Source organism: Bacillus licheniformis DSM 13 = ATCC 14580, from assembly GCF_000011645.1.
GTDB classification, from domain to species: Bacteria; Bacillota; Bacilli; order Bacillales; family Bacillaceae; genus Bacillus; species Bacillus licheniformis.
Map to the genome: position 1 here is coordinate 3275330 of NC_006270.3, position 16999 is coordinate 3292328.

The following is a 16999-nucleotide window of genomic DNA, read 5'->3' on the forward strand; positions in this document are numbered from 1 at the left end:
CTTGAACATGAAAAAGAAGCCGGACATCCGGCTTCTTTTAACGGGCTTTCCTCGGAAAAAGGGTAAAGCTGAAACTGTACAAAAAATCGATGACAAGGATGATCGACCATAAAGAAGCGATGCGGATTAATGGTTCCGTTCTTTCCGGGTCGCCGATGAACAGGTGCATCCCGGCCAGCAGAGCCGCTCCGATCAGCCATGCGATGAAATGGCGAAACCAGCCTTCACGCTCTTTTTTGGCGTGTTCCCTGCCGTACTGCGGGCCTTTGTCAGGCTTCGGACCTCCGGCAAAGCGATAGGCAAACCTTTCATCCGCCCATTTGATCATGCGGCTCCCGAACGCGATGCTGACGCCGATATAAACGGCGGCGATGCCGTGCAAAACATCCGCTTGCGCCCCATTGTGCAGATCAAGCGACGTTGCAGCCAAAAGCAGTAAATCCAAAACCGGTGTGCATGCAAACATGATCAAACCAGCCTTTTTCCAGCCTGCCATATAGCGAAAAATAAGTCCAAGCAGAATAAAAATCCAAAAGCCGATTTCACAAGCTAAAATCAATAAACCAATCACCTTTTATCCGCCTCTCTTTTTTTAACACATTCGTACTAAAAAATTATAACACAGATGTATTAAATAATACACCCGTGTTATAATGTGTGTATGCCAAAAATAGTTGATCACGAAAAACAAAAAGAAAAAATTGCCGAAGCGGTGTGGAATGTGATTCACAGAGATGGACTTGAACAATGCACCGTCAGAAATGTCGCTAAGGAAGCCGGACTTTCGGCCGGGTCGATGCGCCATTATTTTCCTCATCAGTCTGAGCTTTTCATTTATTCAATGAGGCTTGTGGCAAACCGGGTCAAAACGCGTATCGAAAACATGACATTTAACGGTACACCGGCTGAAAACGTCAAACAGCTTCTTTTTCAGCTTATGCCTCTTGATGAAGAGCGAAAACTGGAAATGGAGGCATGGTATGCATTTACAGCCAAATCGCTCAGCGATCCGGAGCTCAAACCGTTGAGAAAGGAGATGAATGAAGGCATTTATTCAGCCTGCAAATCGGCTGTTGAAATACTGGTAAAAACCGAAAAAAAGACCGGGATCGATGTTCTTAAGGAAACCGAGCATCTATACGCCCTTGTCGACGGGCTGGCGCTTCATTTGATCATGGCCCCTGAAAGGCTGACGGCTGAAAGGATCGATACTGTATTGGCGGGTTATTTAAGATCGTTGGAATAGGAACAGATCTATCGCATTGCACCAGAAGGAACTCACACAACCACAGAAAAGCAGGCCTCTCAGCCTGCTTTTCTGGATTTAATGCTCTTGTTTTAAATTCTCACGGATTTCCTTCTTCATTTCTTCGACATTTCTTTTAATAATTTCAATTTCGTATTTCTCTTTTGCATCTGGAGGTAAGTTCTCATCTAAGTATTCTCGGAGTTTTTCTTCGCTGCGAGTATCATCTGGGCCGATTGATATAACTGGTCTGTTTTTCCAATCACAGAACTAACTAAACCAAACTTATCAAAGGCGTTCAGAAGTACTTCTTCAGTTGTTTTTTGATTTGGATCAGCCGCTTGTGAAGCTGTATTAAACAGTAACAAGAAAAGAACCAAGAACAAGATTCCGAACCGTTTTTTCTTCATTATTCTCTCCTTAAAATAATTTTTCCTAAGCACAGCATTGAGTTTCTATTTTTATGTATTTCAGCTTTCCGGGACACCGTTTATTCATATTTTAGGAGCCGGTCCTGAAAGCGTTAACGAGAGAGGTGATCTTTATTTTCTGGGGAAGTAGGCTCATGAGGTGGATCAGTGTAAGTTTATCTTCTCTGAATGGAGATATTTGACTGTTTTGCAACTTCTTCTTTTGCTAGCGATTGGAGGCGTTGTCATTATTTCCGCCTCTTCTACCTTGATACCTCCTTTATTTATTCACAAGTCTAATATAGCATAAACCTCTGCAAAATTTTTCAAATTACAAATTGATTTCACAAATTATTTTGCTGGTCATCACAAAAAAAACAGCCTGATCGCAGGCTGTTTTTCTGCACTAGTGAACCGCTTTTTGTATCTCTTTCGTTCAGCCATGTTCCACCTGTTGCCCCGCGCGTGCCGGAGCCGTCAAACACGAGCCTTCCTCTATCTCAGAAGCCTACTCATGATAGAAATCCAGTGCCGCCTGAAGCGCATTTCCCGGCGATACTGAAGCACCTGTGCGAATGAGAACAGCTTCGAGAGCAGCCAATGTAAAAAGAACATTTTCTTTCCGGCAGCTGTATCCCATCGTTCCGATTCTCCATATCTTTCCGGCCAGCGGCCCGAAAGAGCTGGCGATTTCGACGCCGAAGTCGTCAAGCATCATCTTCCTGACAAGATCTGCGTCAACCCGATCAGGAACTTTCACACAAGTGACGGTCGGCAGCTTTTTCCGGCCTTCCGTAAACAATTCGAGTCCCATCGCTTTGATGCCCTTGATTAGTGCTGTTTCATGGAGCCGGTGTCTTGAGAATCGCTCGCGGAGCCCTTCCTCAAGAACGACCCGCGCTCCTTCGCGCAAGCCGTACAGCATCGAAGTCGCTTCTGTATGATGATTAAGGCGCCTCGGGCTCCAATAATCCATCAGCATGCCGAGGTCAAAATAATTGCTGGAAATCGGCAAGCGTCCCGTTTCAAGCACGATATCTTCTCTTGTGGCAATGCCCCGTTCTACCTTTTTCCTTTCATTGATGCGCTTTTCAACCCGGCTGTTAAATGTGATCGGCGCCATACCTGAAGGAACGGATAAACACTTTTGCGTACCGCCGACGACCGCGTCAAGACACCATTCATCCGTATTGACATCCGTGCCGCCGATTGTAGCCACCGCATCGACTACACAAAGCACATCAAGCTCCCGGCAGGCCCGGCCAATTTCTTCGAGCGGCTGAATGCATCCCGTCGATGTCTCGCCGTGCACAACCGCAACAATCTCCGGTTTCGTCCGTTTGATTTCGGAGATGACCTCTTTCGGTTCAAAAACGTCTCCCCACGGGCATTCCATTGTATAAACATCAGCCTGGTACCGTTCGCAAATCTCGGCAAGCAGATAGCCGAACCGTCCGAAAATGGGAATGAGCACCCTGTCCCCCGGTTTGATGAGACTGGCAAGGACGGCTTCAAGCCCGGCCCGCGATGTCCCGTCTATCGGGAATGCCCATTTATTTGTCGTTCGGAAAATCTGCCGAAGCAGCGCCATGACGTCGTTCATCATGTCTGTAAATGCAGGATCGAACTGTCCCAGTACAGGTGAGGAAAGCGCCCTCAGCACTCTCGGATGAACCTCGACAGGACCGGGAGTCATAATTGTCCGTTTCGGAATATTCATTTCGCCAATTGTCATGATCTTTTTCTCCTTTCATTCATATGCCAGCCTGTATAATACATGAGTCAAGAGCTCAACGCCGGCTGCAAGATCAGCCGGTTTTGTCCATTCTTCCGGCGAATGGCTGATGCCCTTCCGGCTCGGAACGAACAGCAGTGACGTCGGGCAATGCGGGCCGAAAACCTGGGCATCGTGCCCCGCCCCGCTGACCATCTCCTGATAGGATACGTCAAGATCCTCGGCCGACTGTTTTGAGAGTTGAATCAAATCCCGGTCCATCCTCACAGGCTTCGCATCCGTCGTCTGTTCAACTGTGATCTGAACGTTCCATTCGCCGGCCAGCTCTGTGAAATAAGCAAAAATATCGTCGCAATACCGGTCCAACACCGCATCATGATGATGGCGGAGATCAAGAGAAAAAACAGCTTCTCCTGATATGACATTCGGCACATTCGGCTTTGCTTCAATCCTCCCGACCGTTGCTGTTAAAAGCGGATAAGCAGCTTTAGCCTTGTTCGTCAAATAGGAAATGCACAATGCCGAGACGGCCACCGCATCTTTTCTGGCGTTCATCGGCGTCGTCCCGGCATGGTTGCTTTCTCCCTTGACCATAACCGTAAACCGTCTTTGTCCGACGATGTCCGTGACAATGCCGATTTGACGGCCGCTCTCCTCAAGAATGCTCCCCTGTTCAATATGAAGCTCGATAAAGCACTTCACATCACGCCTGAACGGGCGCCTGTACCGCCGTTTTCCGAAACCGCAATCTTTCATCGCCTGCTCAATCGATACTCCGTCCCGATCGTGCACAGCCGGCGTCTTTTGACAGTCAAACAAGCCCGTTAAATTCCCCGATCCCCAAAAAGTCAAAGGGAAACGGCTTCCCTCTTCCTCGCACAGAGACACGACTTCGATTGACGTTTTCGGCCTGCCGTACGTGTCCAGAAGGTGTTTGGCAGACAAAAGGCTCGCTAAAATCCCGTACGCTCCGTCGAATTTCCCTCCGTTGATGACCGTATCAATGTGTGAACCGGTCAAGATCGCTTTCGTACGGTTCTCTGTACCTTCTATTCTCCCAAACAGATTTCCGGCATCATCGAAGTACGGCTCTATTCCCCAGTCCTCCATCTTTTCCTTCAACGACTGCTGGGCGCTGAGCCACGGCTTTGAATAGAGAAGCCTTGTCACCCCTCCTTCTCCGCTTTCACCGAATGATGCCAGCCAATTGATCATGTCTTCGATATTGCGGGCTGTACTTTCTCCGGTCTTATGAATACCAATGGTCATGTAAAGAAACTTCCTTTCTATTTTCTTGTTATATTTCTTTACAACTCTCTATATAAATACAATTTTACTGGTAACATGAAAAATAAACATCGGCATAAATGTCACAAATCCGCTCATTTTTTGTTGAAAATGACTAAAATGACAAAGGAGGCCTGTACAGATCAATGAATATCTATGACATGATGAAACTCCCTGTATTTAAAGGCGCAACGCTTGCCGCTGGAAAGGCGGGCGTAACCCGGAACATTGAACACATCAATATGATGGATGCGCCAGATATTGCCGATTATCTGCATCATGGCGAACTCCTCGTCACGACCGCATACCATTTAAAAGACCGGCCTTTTTTATTGAAGGAATTGATTGAAAGGATGATCAGGCGGGGCTGCGCCGGACTCGGTATCAAAACCCGCTTTTTGCAGGAAATACCCGACGAGGTGATCAAGCTTGCCGACGAGCGGACATTTCCGATCATCGAGCTAAATGAAGATGTCCGCCTCGGTGATATTGTCAATCATACACTGAGCCATATTCTAGACAAACGGACGGCAGAACTCGAACAGGCCATCGCCGCTCAAAAAAAGTTCACAAGCCATATTATGAGCGGAAAAAGCATTCAATCGCTCTTGCATAACGTCTCTGCTGTTTTAAAGCTTCCCGTTCTTCTATTCAATCAGCACCTCAAGCCGATTGCCTCCTCAAAAGCAGATGCCGCCGGGACGCTGTCGGATTATGAAGGAATATTTCAAAAAGGAAACAGAACGGGGCTCACCTGTTTTTCAACGATTCCCGACAAACAAACCTATTCGGTATTTCCGATCTATACTCATGAAAAAAAATGCGGCTTCCTCGTTGTCTGCGGGATGATTTCCCCTTCAGACAAAGGCTTGCTGTTAACCCTCGAACAAGCCGCCAATGTCATCGCCTTTGAGCTGCTGAAGGAAAATGCGCTCAAACAATATTTGCGAAGAGCGCGGAACGAGTTTTTCAGAAATTTTTTGGACGGCGCCTTTTCCTCTGCTGAAGAAATTAAAAACCGAGCAAAAGAATTTCAGCTCAAGTGGGATCAAAAATATGTGTGCATCGCCGGCAAATTGGACCGCCGCGAAAAATCGCTCAGCTTCACGGAAAATCAGCTTGAATCAGATTCCGTGTTCGAACGCCTGGAAGAAGAGCTGGTTGACTTCCCGTTTCCTCCGCACCTTTTCACAAAAGGAAACATATGCTTCCTGCTGGCCGAGGCGACGGACAGCTGGGCTGAAATGAATGCAGCCGTGGGCGGATTTTTAAAGGCGTTTCAGCGCCATGCATCTGAGCATTTTCAGCGGACGATTTCTTTTGGAATCAGCAACCTCAGCCATCAGCTGAGAGACGTTCCGCACATTTGCAAAGAAGCCGTCGATGCGCTCCACTCCGGCCATTTGTCAGGCAGCACCGAGTTCATCCAGACGTACCATATGAAAGACGTGTCAGAGCTTTTGCGCATGATTCCGGCTGATGATTTGAAGACATTTTACACGCATGCGCTGCATCAGCTTGCCAGCCTGCCGAAGGATGACCCAGGGCTCCTGCAAACATTGTCCGTCTATCTGGAAACGCACTGTCAGATTTCTGAAACGGCCAAGCGCCTGTACATCCACAGAAACACCGTCATCTACAGGCTTGAAAAATGCGAGGAACTGCTCGGGAAAAGCCTGAAAGATGCGGACACGACCTTGCGCTTGAGACTCGCGCTCAGAATTCAAATGCTGCTTGGGTTGTGAGAAATCCCTTCCCCGCGGCAATCGGAGGATGTAAAGCCGCGCCGGCATATTTGATGATTTGAGCATTTCACCATAAAAAAGCCGGCATATGTGCCGGCTCCCTTATACTTTTTCAGGAATTGTGCGCGCCTGCTGCTTCCGCCCCCAGCTGACTGCCGCCAAAAAGCTGAGCACGAGAACGACCACACCAAAAATATATGGAATTTCTACGTTCACATCGAATAACAGACCGGCCACTGTCGGTCCGACAATGTTGGCAAGGCTCATAAACGCATTGTTCATGCCTGCGGCAAATCCCTGTTCATCTCCGGCCATTTTTGAAATCAGCGTATTAATCGCCGGTCGAAGAATGGACGTCAGCATGAAGAAAACAATTGTTGCCCCGAAAACCAGCCAGTACGAACCGGCAATCGAGCAGACGGCAAGCGCTCCGGCAGAACCGATCAGCGTCATGTTCATCAGCTTTTTTTCGCCGAAGCGGTTCGTCAGCATCCCGAGAGCCACCGCCTGGACGAACACGCCGATCAGACTTGCCGCTGTTATGACAAAGGCAATGTCTCCCGGTGTAAAGCCGTGCTTATGATCGACATAAAGGCTGAATACCGCCTCGAAATTCATGATCCCGAAGTTCAAGATGAACACGAGGATAAACAGAAATGCATACGGCGACCGCAGCGCGCGCGCCATTTGCTTAGCGAGCGGTTCGCGCTTTTGAACGGAGCGGCGCTTTTCAAGCATCTTTTCTTGACTGAGCGTTTCCGGGAGGACAAGAAGCGATAAAACCGTCGCCAAGCCGGCTAATCCGGCTGACACGTAAAACGGGAAGGTGAGCCCGAACGCCGCCAAATATCCGCCTGCTCCCGGACCGATGACAAAGCCGAGAGACATCGCGGCGCTGATCAGCCCCATCCCTTTGCTTCGATCCTTTTCCGATGTGATGTCAGCGATGTAGGCAAACATGGCCGGCACCAAAAACGCAGCTCCCGCTCCGCCGAGAAGGCGGGAAACAAACAGCAGCCACATCTGGCTCGCCAAGGCGAAAAGCAGCTGGGAAACCGCAAACGCACCGATTCCTAAAATGATCATTTTCCGCCTTCCGTATTTATCAGTCATTTCCCCGGCAACGGGCGAAAACAGCAGCTGGGTAATCCCCGAAGCCGCGATCAGCAATCCGAGCGTGCTGCCTGACGCGCCGAATTCTTCTATAAACGTAGGCATGAGTGGAATAATCAAGCCTATACCAAGCATCACGATAAACACGTTAAGCATGAGCATATACAATCTGGCCATCTTTTTCATCTGCGGATACCTTCCTTCAGCCCGAAAATACCGGACAATCTTAAATTCGAACAATTACTAAATTAGTATATCCACAGATAGGTTTAAAGTCTAGTTTTTTCATATTTTTGCATATTTTTTCTTCTCAAGGAATGATGGGTAAATAAAAAAGCGGAGATTCCCCCGCCTTTTTATCCATTTACGACCAGCCGACAGCGTTAGCAAACATCAGGAAAAGCACGGCCGCTCCCATCCAGAGGCAAAACAGCGGAAGGATGAATCGCAGCCATTTGTTCCAGGCAATCCGGCTGATCGCAAGCGTCGCCATAAAATATCCCGATGTCGGAAAGACGATGTTTGAAAAACCGTCTCCGAATTGGAAGGCCAGAATCGCCGTCTGCCGCGTAATTCCGACGATATCAGCCAAAGGCGCCATAATCGGCATCATTATTAAAGCCTGTCCGCTTCCGCTTGGAACAAAAAAGTTAAACAGCATCTGTGTAAAGAGCATCGCCGTAACCGTTAAATACGAAGGAAGCTGTGAGACAGCATGAGACAAGCCGTAAACAATCGTATCCATGATCTGCCCGTCGGCCATAACGACTGCTGCAGCTCTTGCAATGCCGCAAATCATCGCACCGACGAGCACTTCTTTAAAACCCTCATTAAAGGACTCGGCAATGTCTCTCGAATTCATGCCGGCGATGTAAGCAGGAATGATGCCGAGCGCCAGGAAATAGCCCGCCATTGTCAGCATATCCCACCTGAAATAAATTACACACCCAATCAAGCCGGCAAACAACCCAAGCGCCGCGATCCCGGCCCATTTCACCCGTCCGCCTGCTTTAAAAGCCGGCACGGGTTCGACTGCTTCCTTGCCCGTCAGGCTTTTTTCAGGATGCGCTCTGATCTTTTCCGCATATTTGAGCACATAAACAGCGGCAATCGCCGTAACGACAACAAAGATGACCGCCCTGTACCCCATCCCGGAATAAAGCGGGAGACCGGAAATCATTTGTGAGGTTCCCACGGTAAATGGGTTTGTCAAAGCGCTCGTAAAGCCGGCGATCGTCCCGCACAATGCGATTGCTGCTGCTGTCATCCGGTCATATCCGAGGGACAGCAGCAAAGGAAGAATGACAGGGACATAAACGATCGAAAGCTCAGGCGTCCCGATAAAACAGGAAATGCCGGAGAAAACGAATATTAAGACAGGCGTAACGAAAACAGGCTTGTTCCTGAACTGATCGGCCAACAGACGGACGCCGAGCTCAATGACAGATGCTTTCCTCAGAACGGCAAAAGCTCCGCCAATCACAAACGTAAACACAATAATCGGAGCCGCTTCTGTCATCCCTTTCGGAACCGCCGTAAGCAAGCCAAGAATATCAACCGGCGTCTGTTCGACCCGTTTGTAGGACGCTGGATCAATCATTTCCCTGCCGTCCGGACTTTCCACCCGTTCATATTCGCCTGCCGGAATGATATATGTCGCAAGCGCCATAAGACCAATCATGACAGCCAGAATGACATAAATATGCGGAAATTCCTTTTTGCGTTTTTCGTTCTTTTTCACCTCTTCTGTTTTGTAAGCCGGCATTCCCATTTTTTAATCTCCCCTTCTTCCATGTTAAATTTTTTAACATATTAAATGATCGCAGCGCTGATAGCATTGAAAAATCCTCTAAATTTCAGCGTGTTTTCAGTTAAAATACATAAATCAACACGAGCAATCCAGAAAATCGTCACATTTTCTATCAATCATTAAGCTGATCATCTCGACTGTTCCTTTTCTGCATTTTCATGTAAAGTCATAAGAAAGATCAGCATGTAAAGGAGAGAGTTGACATTGCAGCAGTGGATTAAAGAAGTGGCCAGAGGAAAAAGGGGCGCCCGGGATTTAACTTATGAAGAGGCCAGACAGGCTGCTGAAGCGATTGTTACGGGAAATGCAAGCCCCGCTCAGACAGCCGCGTTGTTAATAGCGGAGAGGATCAAAACGGAGTCCCCTGAAGAATTGTTCGCGTTTACCGAAGCATTGCGGAACAGCTCGGAATCATTGAGCCTTTCCAGAGCTGTAAAAGAGGCGGTCATCGATTTTGCAGGACCTTATACAGGAAGACATTCTTTTTTAGCAACCATTCCCGTCTCCCTCCTTCTCGCAGGAAACGGCGTTCCTGCGTTTCTCCACGGCAGCGATGCATTGCCGCCCAAATATGGAACGAGCGTAAAAGATGTCCTGGACAAACTCGGAATCCCCTCTGAGACTGCCCCAGCGCAAACGGCACGCTCACTCGAAAAGGCTTTAATCGGATTCGCCGCCGCCGAAACATTTTGCAAACCGTTTGTTCGCATGAGGAAAATCCGCGAGGAAATCGGCGTCCGCACCGTGTTGAATACAGCAGAAAAACTGGTCAACTTCTCTGATGCCGACAAGCTTATGATGGGCGCATTTCACCGGACGGCCATACAGAAAATGCATCCCGTATTTCAGCGCTTGACGTACAAAGAAGTGTTCATTGTCCAGGGGCGGAGGGCTCGGAAGATGTGCCGGTCCACAGAGGCAGCTTTGTGTTTACAATAAAAAACGGCGAGATCGATTCTTTTATATTAAAACCTGAAGAATACGGACTTTACGCAGAGGAAGCAAAGCTCAACAAACCGCTGTCTGCTGAAGAGCAGGCGGAAAAAATAACAGCCGTTCTCGCCGGAGATGAATCGGCGGATACGGAATACGAAAGAAAACAAGTCATCATGAATGCCGCATTGCGCTATTATTTGTTCGGATACTGCGCGGCCATTGAAGAAGGTGTCCAAGCGGCGGAAAAACAGCTGAAAGAAAAAGCCGGTCTGGAAGCTCTTGAAAGGTGGAAAGCTTCATTTACAAGACCGTAAGAAAACCGTAATCAAAATGATATTTCCTTTTCATGAAAAGATTGGATAATGAAAGAAATGAAAAGGAGGGGATCGATAGATGAACCGAAAGTGTGTCATTCCGTTTATTTTGATGTTGTCGGCGATGTGCGCGCCCGCCCAAAACGCAGAGGCCTTCCAGCTGTTTTCCTTACCCGTACAATCCTCGGCTCCGGCAGATTACTACGAACAGGCGCAGGGCAAAACAGGTGAAGCTTTAAAACGAGCGCTTCACGACACAATCGACGATCATCGAGAGCTGTCTTACAGCGAGGTATGGGAAGCGCTGAAAGCAACGGATGAAGATCCGGCCAATCGAAACAACGTGATACTGTTATATTCCAGAGAGTCGCGCTCTAAACAGGCGAACGGGGGGCAAACGGGCGATTGGAACCGCGAGCACGTATGGGCAAAATCGCACGGTGATTTCGGGACAAGCAAAGGACCCGGGACAGATTTGCATCACCTCAGGCCCAGCGATGTGCAAGTTAACGCCGCCCGCGGAAACCTTGATTTTGACGAAGGCGGCAGCCCCTATCCCGGAGCTCCCGGAAACTACTATGACGGCGATTCCTGGGAACCTGACAAAAGCATCAAAGGCGATGTCGCCAGAATGATTTTCTATATGGCGGTCCGCTATGAAGGGGACGACGGTCATCCGGATCTTGAAATGAACAATACAACGAACAACGGGTCTAAACCGTACCACGGAAAAATGTCGGTTTTATTGAAATGGCATCATGAAGACCCTGTCGATGCCCTCGAAAGAAAGCGGAACGATATCATCTATCAGCAATACCAGCATAACCGCAATCCGTTCATTGATCACCCTGAATGGGCGGAGGATATTTGGGGCTCGGGCGTTTTGAATTGAACAAAAAAAGCGCCTGCTCAGCGCTCTTTTTTCAAACCTCTGTTTTTTTGTTCAGCACCGATTTTTTATCCATAAAACGAAAGAAATCTGCTGTGCAGCAGCCGCGAGGCACGGCTTCATGGGCCGATTATCTACACTGACAGCCCAGATCCCGCAGTCTCCGTTCAAACAGCCGAGCTCAATCCGAGCCTTCCTCCACGCACATCTAAAAGCGTGTCGGCCGGCTTGATGGAAGCCGGCCTTTTTTCTCCGTTCATCTCAAGGGTTACTTCCATCCTTTTAGCGCTTTGTCATAAGGTTTCCTTTTTCAGCATGCCGAGAATGTCAAACAGAGTATGTTTGATGACAAACGTGCGGTACTCTGCGGAACCTTGCGCATCGTCCAATACAGGACCGGGCAGGCGGTTGATCGCCTCTTCCACCCTTTGACCAACAGGGAGTGCCTCGTCATTCAACGCAGATTCCACTTCAGCGGAGCGAAACGGATAAGAGCAGACACCGCTGAATGCACAGCGGACGCGTCCGTCTATTTCGAGAGCCGAAATCGTTGCCAAAGGATATCCCGTATCCCATCGCTGCCTCACTTTTATGCTTGCAAAAGGCTGATGAAGATAGCGTTCTTCAATCAAAAGCGAAATGAGGATTTCTCCCTTGCTCAGCTTCAGCTGCTGATCAAATACGTCGTGAATCAGATAGCGCTTTTTCCCCTTGTCTCCAACTGTCACCACTTTGCTGTCGGTTAATAAAAAAGGCAGCACCGCTTCGCGGTAAAAGATCTGCCCGCAAATATTGCCGCCAAGCGTAATCTTATTGCGCGCCGTATGGTCGGCCACCTCTCTCGCCGCTTTGCTCAACAGCGGAAAGCCGCCGTTTTCCGTGATCTCCGTCAGTGTTAGCGCCGAGCCTAAAGCAAGGTGATGCCGTTCAAATTGCAAAGTCCTGCACTCAGGTATATCTTTAATATCGATGACGGCATTTGTATGGATCACATTCATCCGTCCGAGCATCAACTGTTCTGTTCCGCCGGAACAATACGCCGGCTTTTTCCCCTCCCGCTCCAGGCTTTGAAAGAGCTTTACCGCTTCCTGCGCAGATTGGGGGCTGTAATACTCAAAGTCAAACTGGATCATGGCGGTCCTCCTTCATTTTCCAAATTTGTTTGGAATCAGAGGCAGCCGATTCAAAAAACCGGCATGCACTTCAAATAAAGCCAGCTCATTCACCCAAAATTTTACTCCATGAATTTATATTGAACAATATTCTATTTTAAAACTGTAAACAAGAAAAAAGTTCACTCGAAGCTAGAGTGAACTTTTTTCTGCACGTTGATTCAACTTTCAAGCGCGCCGGCCGGATCATATAAAGCGATATCAAGCTCAGGCTCTTCTCCCAAAGCGAGCCTTGCCAATTCAGCGCCAAGGTACGGACCTGACGTAAGCCCTGAAGCGCCGAGACCGTTGGCAACGAGGAGCCCGCAAATGTTCGGCAATGAGCCGATCACGGGGAGAAAGCCCGGTGTAAACGGCCTGAAGCCTACGCGCGCCTCAAGCAGCTCGCTCAATTCCAACCCCGGCGCAACGGCGAGCGCCTTTGAGAAAATTTCGTGAAGGCCGCCGGCCGTTACCCGAAGATCGTCCAGTTCCGCTTCATTTTCGTGAGTAGCGCCGGCAACGATCCGGCCGTCTTCAAATGCCAGTATGTATTGGTCATTCGGAGGCATCACAACAGGCCAGCTGCCGGTATCGGCATCAGGAAGACAAAGGTGGACGATCTGCGCTTTTTGGTAGCTGACTGAAAAACGAACGCCGAGCGGCTTCAAGAGCTCGTCCGCCCAAGCTCCCGCTGTGACAAGCACCTGATCAGCGTATATTTTCTTGCCCCCTGTGGAGATCCCTGTTACCCGGTTTCCTTCATAGAGCAATGAAGCGTTTCCTGAAACAACAGAAGCTCCGTATTTTTTTGCGGCATTCACAAGTGAGCGGCGCAGCAATTTTCCATTCACGCGCGCGGCTCCGCTGATATGAACCGAGCTGTACCCCTCTGCCAAAGGCGGAAATAAACGCTTCGTTTCCTCATGGGATAACCGGGTGATCTCGCCGATTTCGGGCGCATCCTTGCGCCTTAGATGCGCCCGTTCTTCCATTTTCTCCAGCTTTCGCTCGTCTGTATGCAAGCTGATAGCGCCTGTCCGTTTATACCCCGTATCCGATTCTCCGTCAGCTTCAAGCTGCTTGATTAAATCGGCATAGTACGCCGCACCGCCTTTTGCAAGCTTGTACCATGCCTGGTTCCTGCGCTGCGAAAGCCAGGGGCAGACGATTCCAGCCGCGGCATCTGTAGCCCTTCCCCGCTCTCCGCGGTCAATCAATGTCACATCCGCGCCCTTTTTTGCAATATGATAAGCGGCTGAAGCGCCGAGGATGCCGCTCCGACTACAATAAAAGATTTCATGACTAACACCTTTTTCATTTCTGTTTATTCTACAAATATAACGGATCACACCGATGGAGCACAACCTAACCAGCGGCTACCGATATCACGCCAAGCACCATTAAGGCAGCCGCGATGATCCTCAGTCGTCCGAAACCTTCGGACAAAAGAACCGCCCCCATCACGGTTCCGATTAAAATGCTGATTTCCCGAACAGGCGCCACATAGCTGACCGGGGCAAATACCATGACACTCAGCGCCAAAATATAAGCCAAAGAATTAAAAACCCCGACCCCGACAGCTTCCATCCGGTGATGCTTCCACTCAAACCGGACTTCACTCCAGCTTTTCGCGGCATAAGGAGTCAATATGACCAGGCGGCCGAGCGTATTGCAATAATCCAGCAGCAATGGCGGAATGAGAAACCGGCTGACCGCTGCTTTATCAAGGAGAGTATATGCGGCAATAATGCCGCCGACCGCCAGCCCGTAAAGAACCGGTGTGAACGAGCCTGATTCTTTTAACCGCTTCACTCCCCCTGTAAAAAAAAGAATGCTGATCACAATCAATAGAATCCCTATAATAGCGGGCAGCGTCAACGTCTCGCCAAAAAAGGCGACCGCCAGCATGCAGGTGAGCAGCGGGCCTGTCCCCCTCGCGATCGGATAGACAAGGGAGAGATCGCCCTTTTTGTATCCTTTTTGAAGAACAAGAAAAAAGCCCAAGTGAGCAAGGATGCTCGCCATGATGATGACAAGCTGCCAGATGCCGATCTCAGGCTTTTCATATATGACGACACCTATGGCCAACGGCGTGTAGATGACGGCTGCAATCGCTGTGAACAGCCAGATAAACGGAACGCCTCCATCGGCTTTTTTAGAAAGATAGTTCCACGATGCATGGATAAATGCAGAACATAATAATACGCAAAAACCCACGACAGTCATTACACAGCCCTCCGTCCATCATAAAAGAGATCAATGCTTGATGACAATGTAGCGCTTCAATTCCCCGTGCCACTTCTTTCCTTTGACGGCATCCACCCAGACGTCATACTTGCCCGGTTTCAGCTTTTTCGTCGGAAAGCTCACCCGAAAATGAGGCTTTCCGCGCGTTAAATGAACATCTCGATAGATCAGGACAGTCCCTTTTTTATTGATCAGCCTGACGGCAATCATCGTTCCCGTAACAGGGCTTTTTCCAGTGACAACGATCGAAGTGGCTGATTTCGTATATGTATTGGCATCCGTCCTGAATTTCACCGCGCCTTTGGAAGGCATAGCAAAGGCTTCTGTACTCCCGGCAAATGCGGCCAGCAAGAAAACAGCGGCTATCAACACAGCCTTTTTCAACATTTTCACTGGTCATATCCTTTCTTATACAGTATGAATGTCACATGCTATACCCTTCATTATACATGACAATATGATCTAATAAAGATATTTGACAAGAAGATCCTGTTCTTCTTTAATGGACAAATACTGTATAAAGGAGGTGATTTAATGTATTAAGCAAAGATGAAAAAATGAAACCCGCATATAGAAGAAGTTACTGTTGAAATACAAGGCTATGAATTTACCGGCTTTTCAACTGTCTGTCCCACTTTTATAGAAGAGGGTAAAGAGTATCCCGTCATGATCAAAATTTACCATTTTCTAATCATGAAGCATTCCCCAATCGTAAAACCTATGATAAAGACCGCGCAAGCTGAGGAGTAATTCGGATTTTCCATTGACACCTCGCAAATTGCGAATCCGGTCCCCACTTCCAAAAGAATAAACAGATAAGATACGATTCTGGATTTTAAATAGCTTGCCATAGACCGACCTTTCTTTCTGCGATTACTTAAAATAATAATCAAGTAATCAAAATTTGAGGTTTTAATAATGCTGGGGGAAATTCTTTTTTATAGTAAGAAATCCTGCTGCTTTAACTACCCCTAGAACGATTTAGTTTACATGTAGAAAAGCACTCCTTTGAATTTGTCTTCTCGCATTAACTGTTATCCGGTAGAATTCCACTGCATCTCGAATTTTTTCTTTTTTCTCTAATAGTTCAGCCGCTATAAGACCGTATTCCTCCATGTCTGCATACTTGCCTTTACTTTCGAAAAACTTGAACGATTCGCGAACCATATCCAGATCAAATGAAAGATAAAGCCCTTTTATTAAATCAAACTTTGCAAGCATATCTAAATTCTTGTTCTTTTCAGCCAACTCTTTGCCTTCATAGTATAGGTCATCAGTTATTGACAACTTCCCTTGCTTTGCCCTGACATGTGCGAGGTTGAATAATGTTTTTGGCAAAAAACTATGCTTCTCCTCTTTATAAAGGTTCAGAGCTCTTTGAAAATTGTAGGTTGCTTTATCGACATCTTCCAATTTATTGTAGCATATTCCGATATTTAAATGTGATGAACCCATAAGATGAAGAATTCCTTGTGTCTCTGACTCTTTAAGCTCTTTATTTAAATTATGTAGAGCTTTTTCGGGATACATATGATCTAGCCAGTTACCTGCAATAATAAACTGACTTTGTACTCGACGCTCACCGTAAGTATCATACTTTTTGAATAAGTTATACGCACGACTTGCATAATTCATCGAAAAGATGGTTTGTTTCATATGGTAATACACTTCAGATGCCTTGAAATAAAATTCAGCCTTTTCCAGTTCATCACAATCAAAAGAATCGAGTTTTTTCTCGGCATCCCTATAAAAATTCAGCGCAAGGATTAATTCTTTTTGTCTGAAATGATACATTCCAGCGAAAAAATGATAATAATAATCCAACATTCCTTCCAGATTATTCTGATCGCGAATCTTTTTGAACTCATCAAAACGACTATTTAAATTTACACCGGGTTTAGAATACATATAATCAAGTTGAAGATTATGCCGGAAGAGCAGTAAGTTGTAATAGACAATCACATCCTGATTTTGTTCCATTTGTTCTAATTCTCGTTCAACTTCTTTCTTAGTATCCTCAGCCTTGCCTGTCCAATTGTTTTTTAAGGCTGTATACCAAAAATTCATTTTCGTCGCAACCAAATCATATGGTATCACGCTCACATATCCTCTT

13 protein-coding genes and 2 pseudogenes are annotated in these 16999 nt (G+C 47.6%); 4 read left to right on the plus strand and 11 right to left on the minus strand.

Annotated elements, in window-relative coordinates:
• Positions 1-37 precede the first annotated feature (37 nt).
• Positions 38-571, minus strand: a complete 534-nt coding sequence (locus TRNA_RS38410) for a hypothetical protein (RefSeq protein ID WP_003185000.1) — start codon at positions 569-571, stop codon at positions 38-40.
• 90 nt (positions 572-661) lie between these two features.
• Between TRNA_RS38410 and TRNA_RS38415 the strand changes: the two genes are divergently transcribed.
• Positions 662-1246: a TetR/AcrR family transcriptional regulator gene (locus tag TRNA_RS38415; RefSeq protein WP_011198268.1), complete on the plus strand. Its 585-nt coding sequence runs from the start codon at positions 662-664 to the stop codon at positions 1244-1246.
• 188 nt (positions 1247-1434) lie between these two features.
• On the opposite strand, the gene TRNA_RS38420 is transcribed toward TRNA_RS38415, so the two are convergent.
• The 3 genes from TRNA_RS38420 to allC form a co-directional block, all read right to left on the minus strand.
• Complete coding sequence (locus TRNA_RS38420; RefSeq protein WP_003185004.1) at positions 1435-1656, minus strand: hypothetical protein; 222 nt, start codon at positions 1654-1656, stop codon at positions 1435-1437.
• Between the two features lie 508 nt (positions 1657-2164).
• The gene (locus TRNA_RS38425) at positions 2165-3391 is read right to left on the minus strand and encodes a pyridoxal-phosphate-dependent aminotransferase family protein (protein ID WP_011198269.1); all 1227 of its coding nucleotides are present in this window, start codon (positions 3389-3391) and stop codon (positions 2165-2167) included.
• A 15-nt stretch (positions 3392-3406) separates the two neighbouring features.
• On the minus strand, positions 3407-4660 hold the full coding sequence (allC, locus tag TRNA_RS38430; RefSeq protein WP_003185008.1) for an allantoate deiminase: 1254 nt from the start codon (positions 4658-4660) through the stop codon (positions 3407-3409).
• A gap of 164 nt (positions 4661-4824) precedes the next feature.
• Between allC and TRNA_RS38435 the strand changes: the two genes are divergently transcribed.
• A complete protein-coding gene (locus TRNA_RS38435) occupies positions 4825-6423 on the plus strand; it encodes a PucR family transcriptional regulator (protein ID WP_003185012.1) in 1599 nt (532 codons plus the stop codon).
• 102 nt (positions 6424-6525) lie between these two features.
• Here the strand turns inward: TRNA_RS38435 and TRNA_RS38440 are convergent, their stop codons facing one another.
• Together TRNA_RS38440 and TRNA_RS38445 are read right to left on the minus strand one after the other, a co-directional pair.
• Entirely contained in the window at positions 6526-7722 is a 1197-nt protein-coding gene (locus TRNA_RS38440; protein WP_003185013.1) for an MFS transporter, read from the minus strand.
• A 178-nt stretch (positions 7723-7900) separates the two neighbouring features.
• The gene (locus TRNA_RS38445; RefSeq protein WP_011198270.1) at positions 7901-9307 is read right to left on the minus strand and encodes a YfcC family protein; all 1407 of its coding nucleotides are present in this window, start codon (positions 9305-9307) and stop codon (positions 7901-7903) included.
• 264 nt (positions 9308-9571) lie between these two features.
• Here TRNA_RS38445 and TRNA_RS38450 point away from each other — a divergent pair.
• Both TRNA_RS38450 and TRNA_RS38460 read left to right on the plus strand, forming a co-directional pair.
• A pseudogene (locus TRNA_RS38450) lies at positions 9572-10596 on the plus strand (anthranilate phosphoribosyltransferase).
• Between the two features lie 79 nt (positions 10597-10675).
• Positions 10676-11488 (plus strand): endonuclease I family protein, encoded by an 813-nt coding sequence (locus TRNA_RS38460; RefSeq protein WP_009329544.1) that lies wholly within the window; start codon positions 10676-10678, stop codon positions 11486-11488.
• 290 nt (positions 11489-11778) lie between these two features.
• On the opposite strand, the gene TRNA_RS38465 is transcribed toward TRNA_RS38460, so the two are convergent.
• The 5 genes and pseudogenes from TRNA_RS38465 to TRNA_RS38485 all read right to left on the minus strand — a co-directional run bounded on the left by TRNA_RS38465 (position 11779) and on the right by TRNA_RS38485 (position 16989).
• A complete protein-coding gene (locus tag TRNA_RS38465) occupies positions 11779-12618 on the minus strand; it encodes an FAD binding domain-containing protein (protein ID WP_003185025.1) in 840 nt (279 codons plus the stop codon).
• Positions 12619-12818: 200 nt separating this feature from the next.
• Positions 12819-13939: pseudogene (locus TRNA_RS38470) on the minus strand (NAD(P)/FAD-dependent oxidoreductase).
• A 65-nt stretch (positions 13940-14004) separates the two neighbouring features.
• Complete coding sequence (locus tag TRNA_RS38475; protein ID WP_003185031.1) at positions 14005-14865, minus strand: DMT family transporter; 861 nt, start codon at positions 14863-14865, stop codon at positions 14005-14007.
• A gap of 30 nt (positions 14866-14895) precedes the next feature.
• Complete coding sequence (locus TRNA_RS38480) at positions 14896-15279, minus strand: hypothetical protein (RefSeq protein WP_003185033.1); 384 nt, start codon at positions 15277-15279, stop codon at positions 14896-14898.
• A 588-nt stretch (positions 15280-15867) separates the two neighbouring features.
• Positions 15868-16989, minus strand: coding sequence for a RapH N-terminal domain-containing protein (locus TRNA_RS38485; protein ID WP_003185035.1), 1122 nt, complete (start codon positions 16987-16989; stop codon positions 15868-15870).
• Positions 16990-16999: the final 10 nt, after the last annotated feature.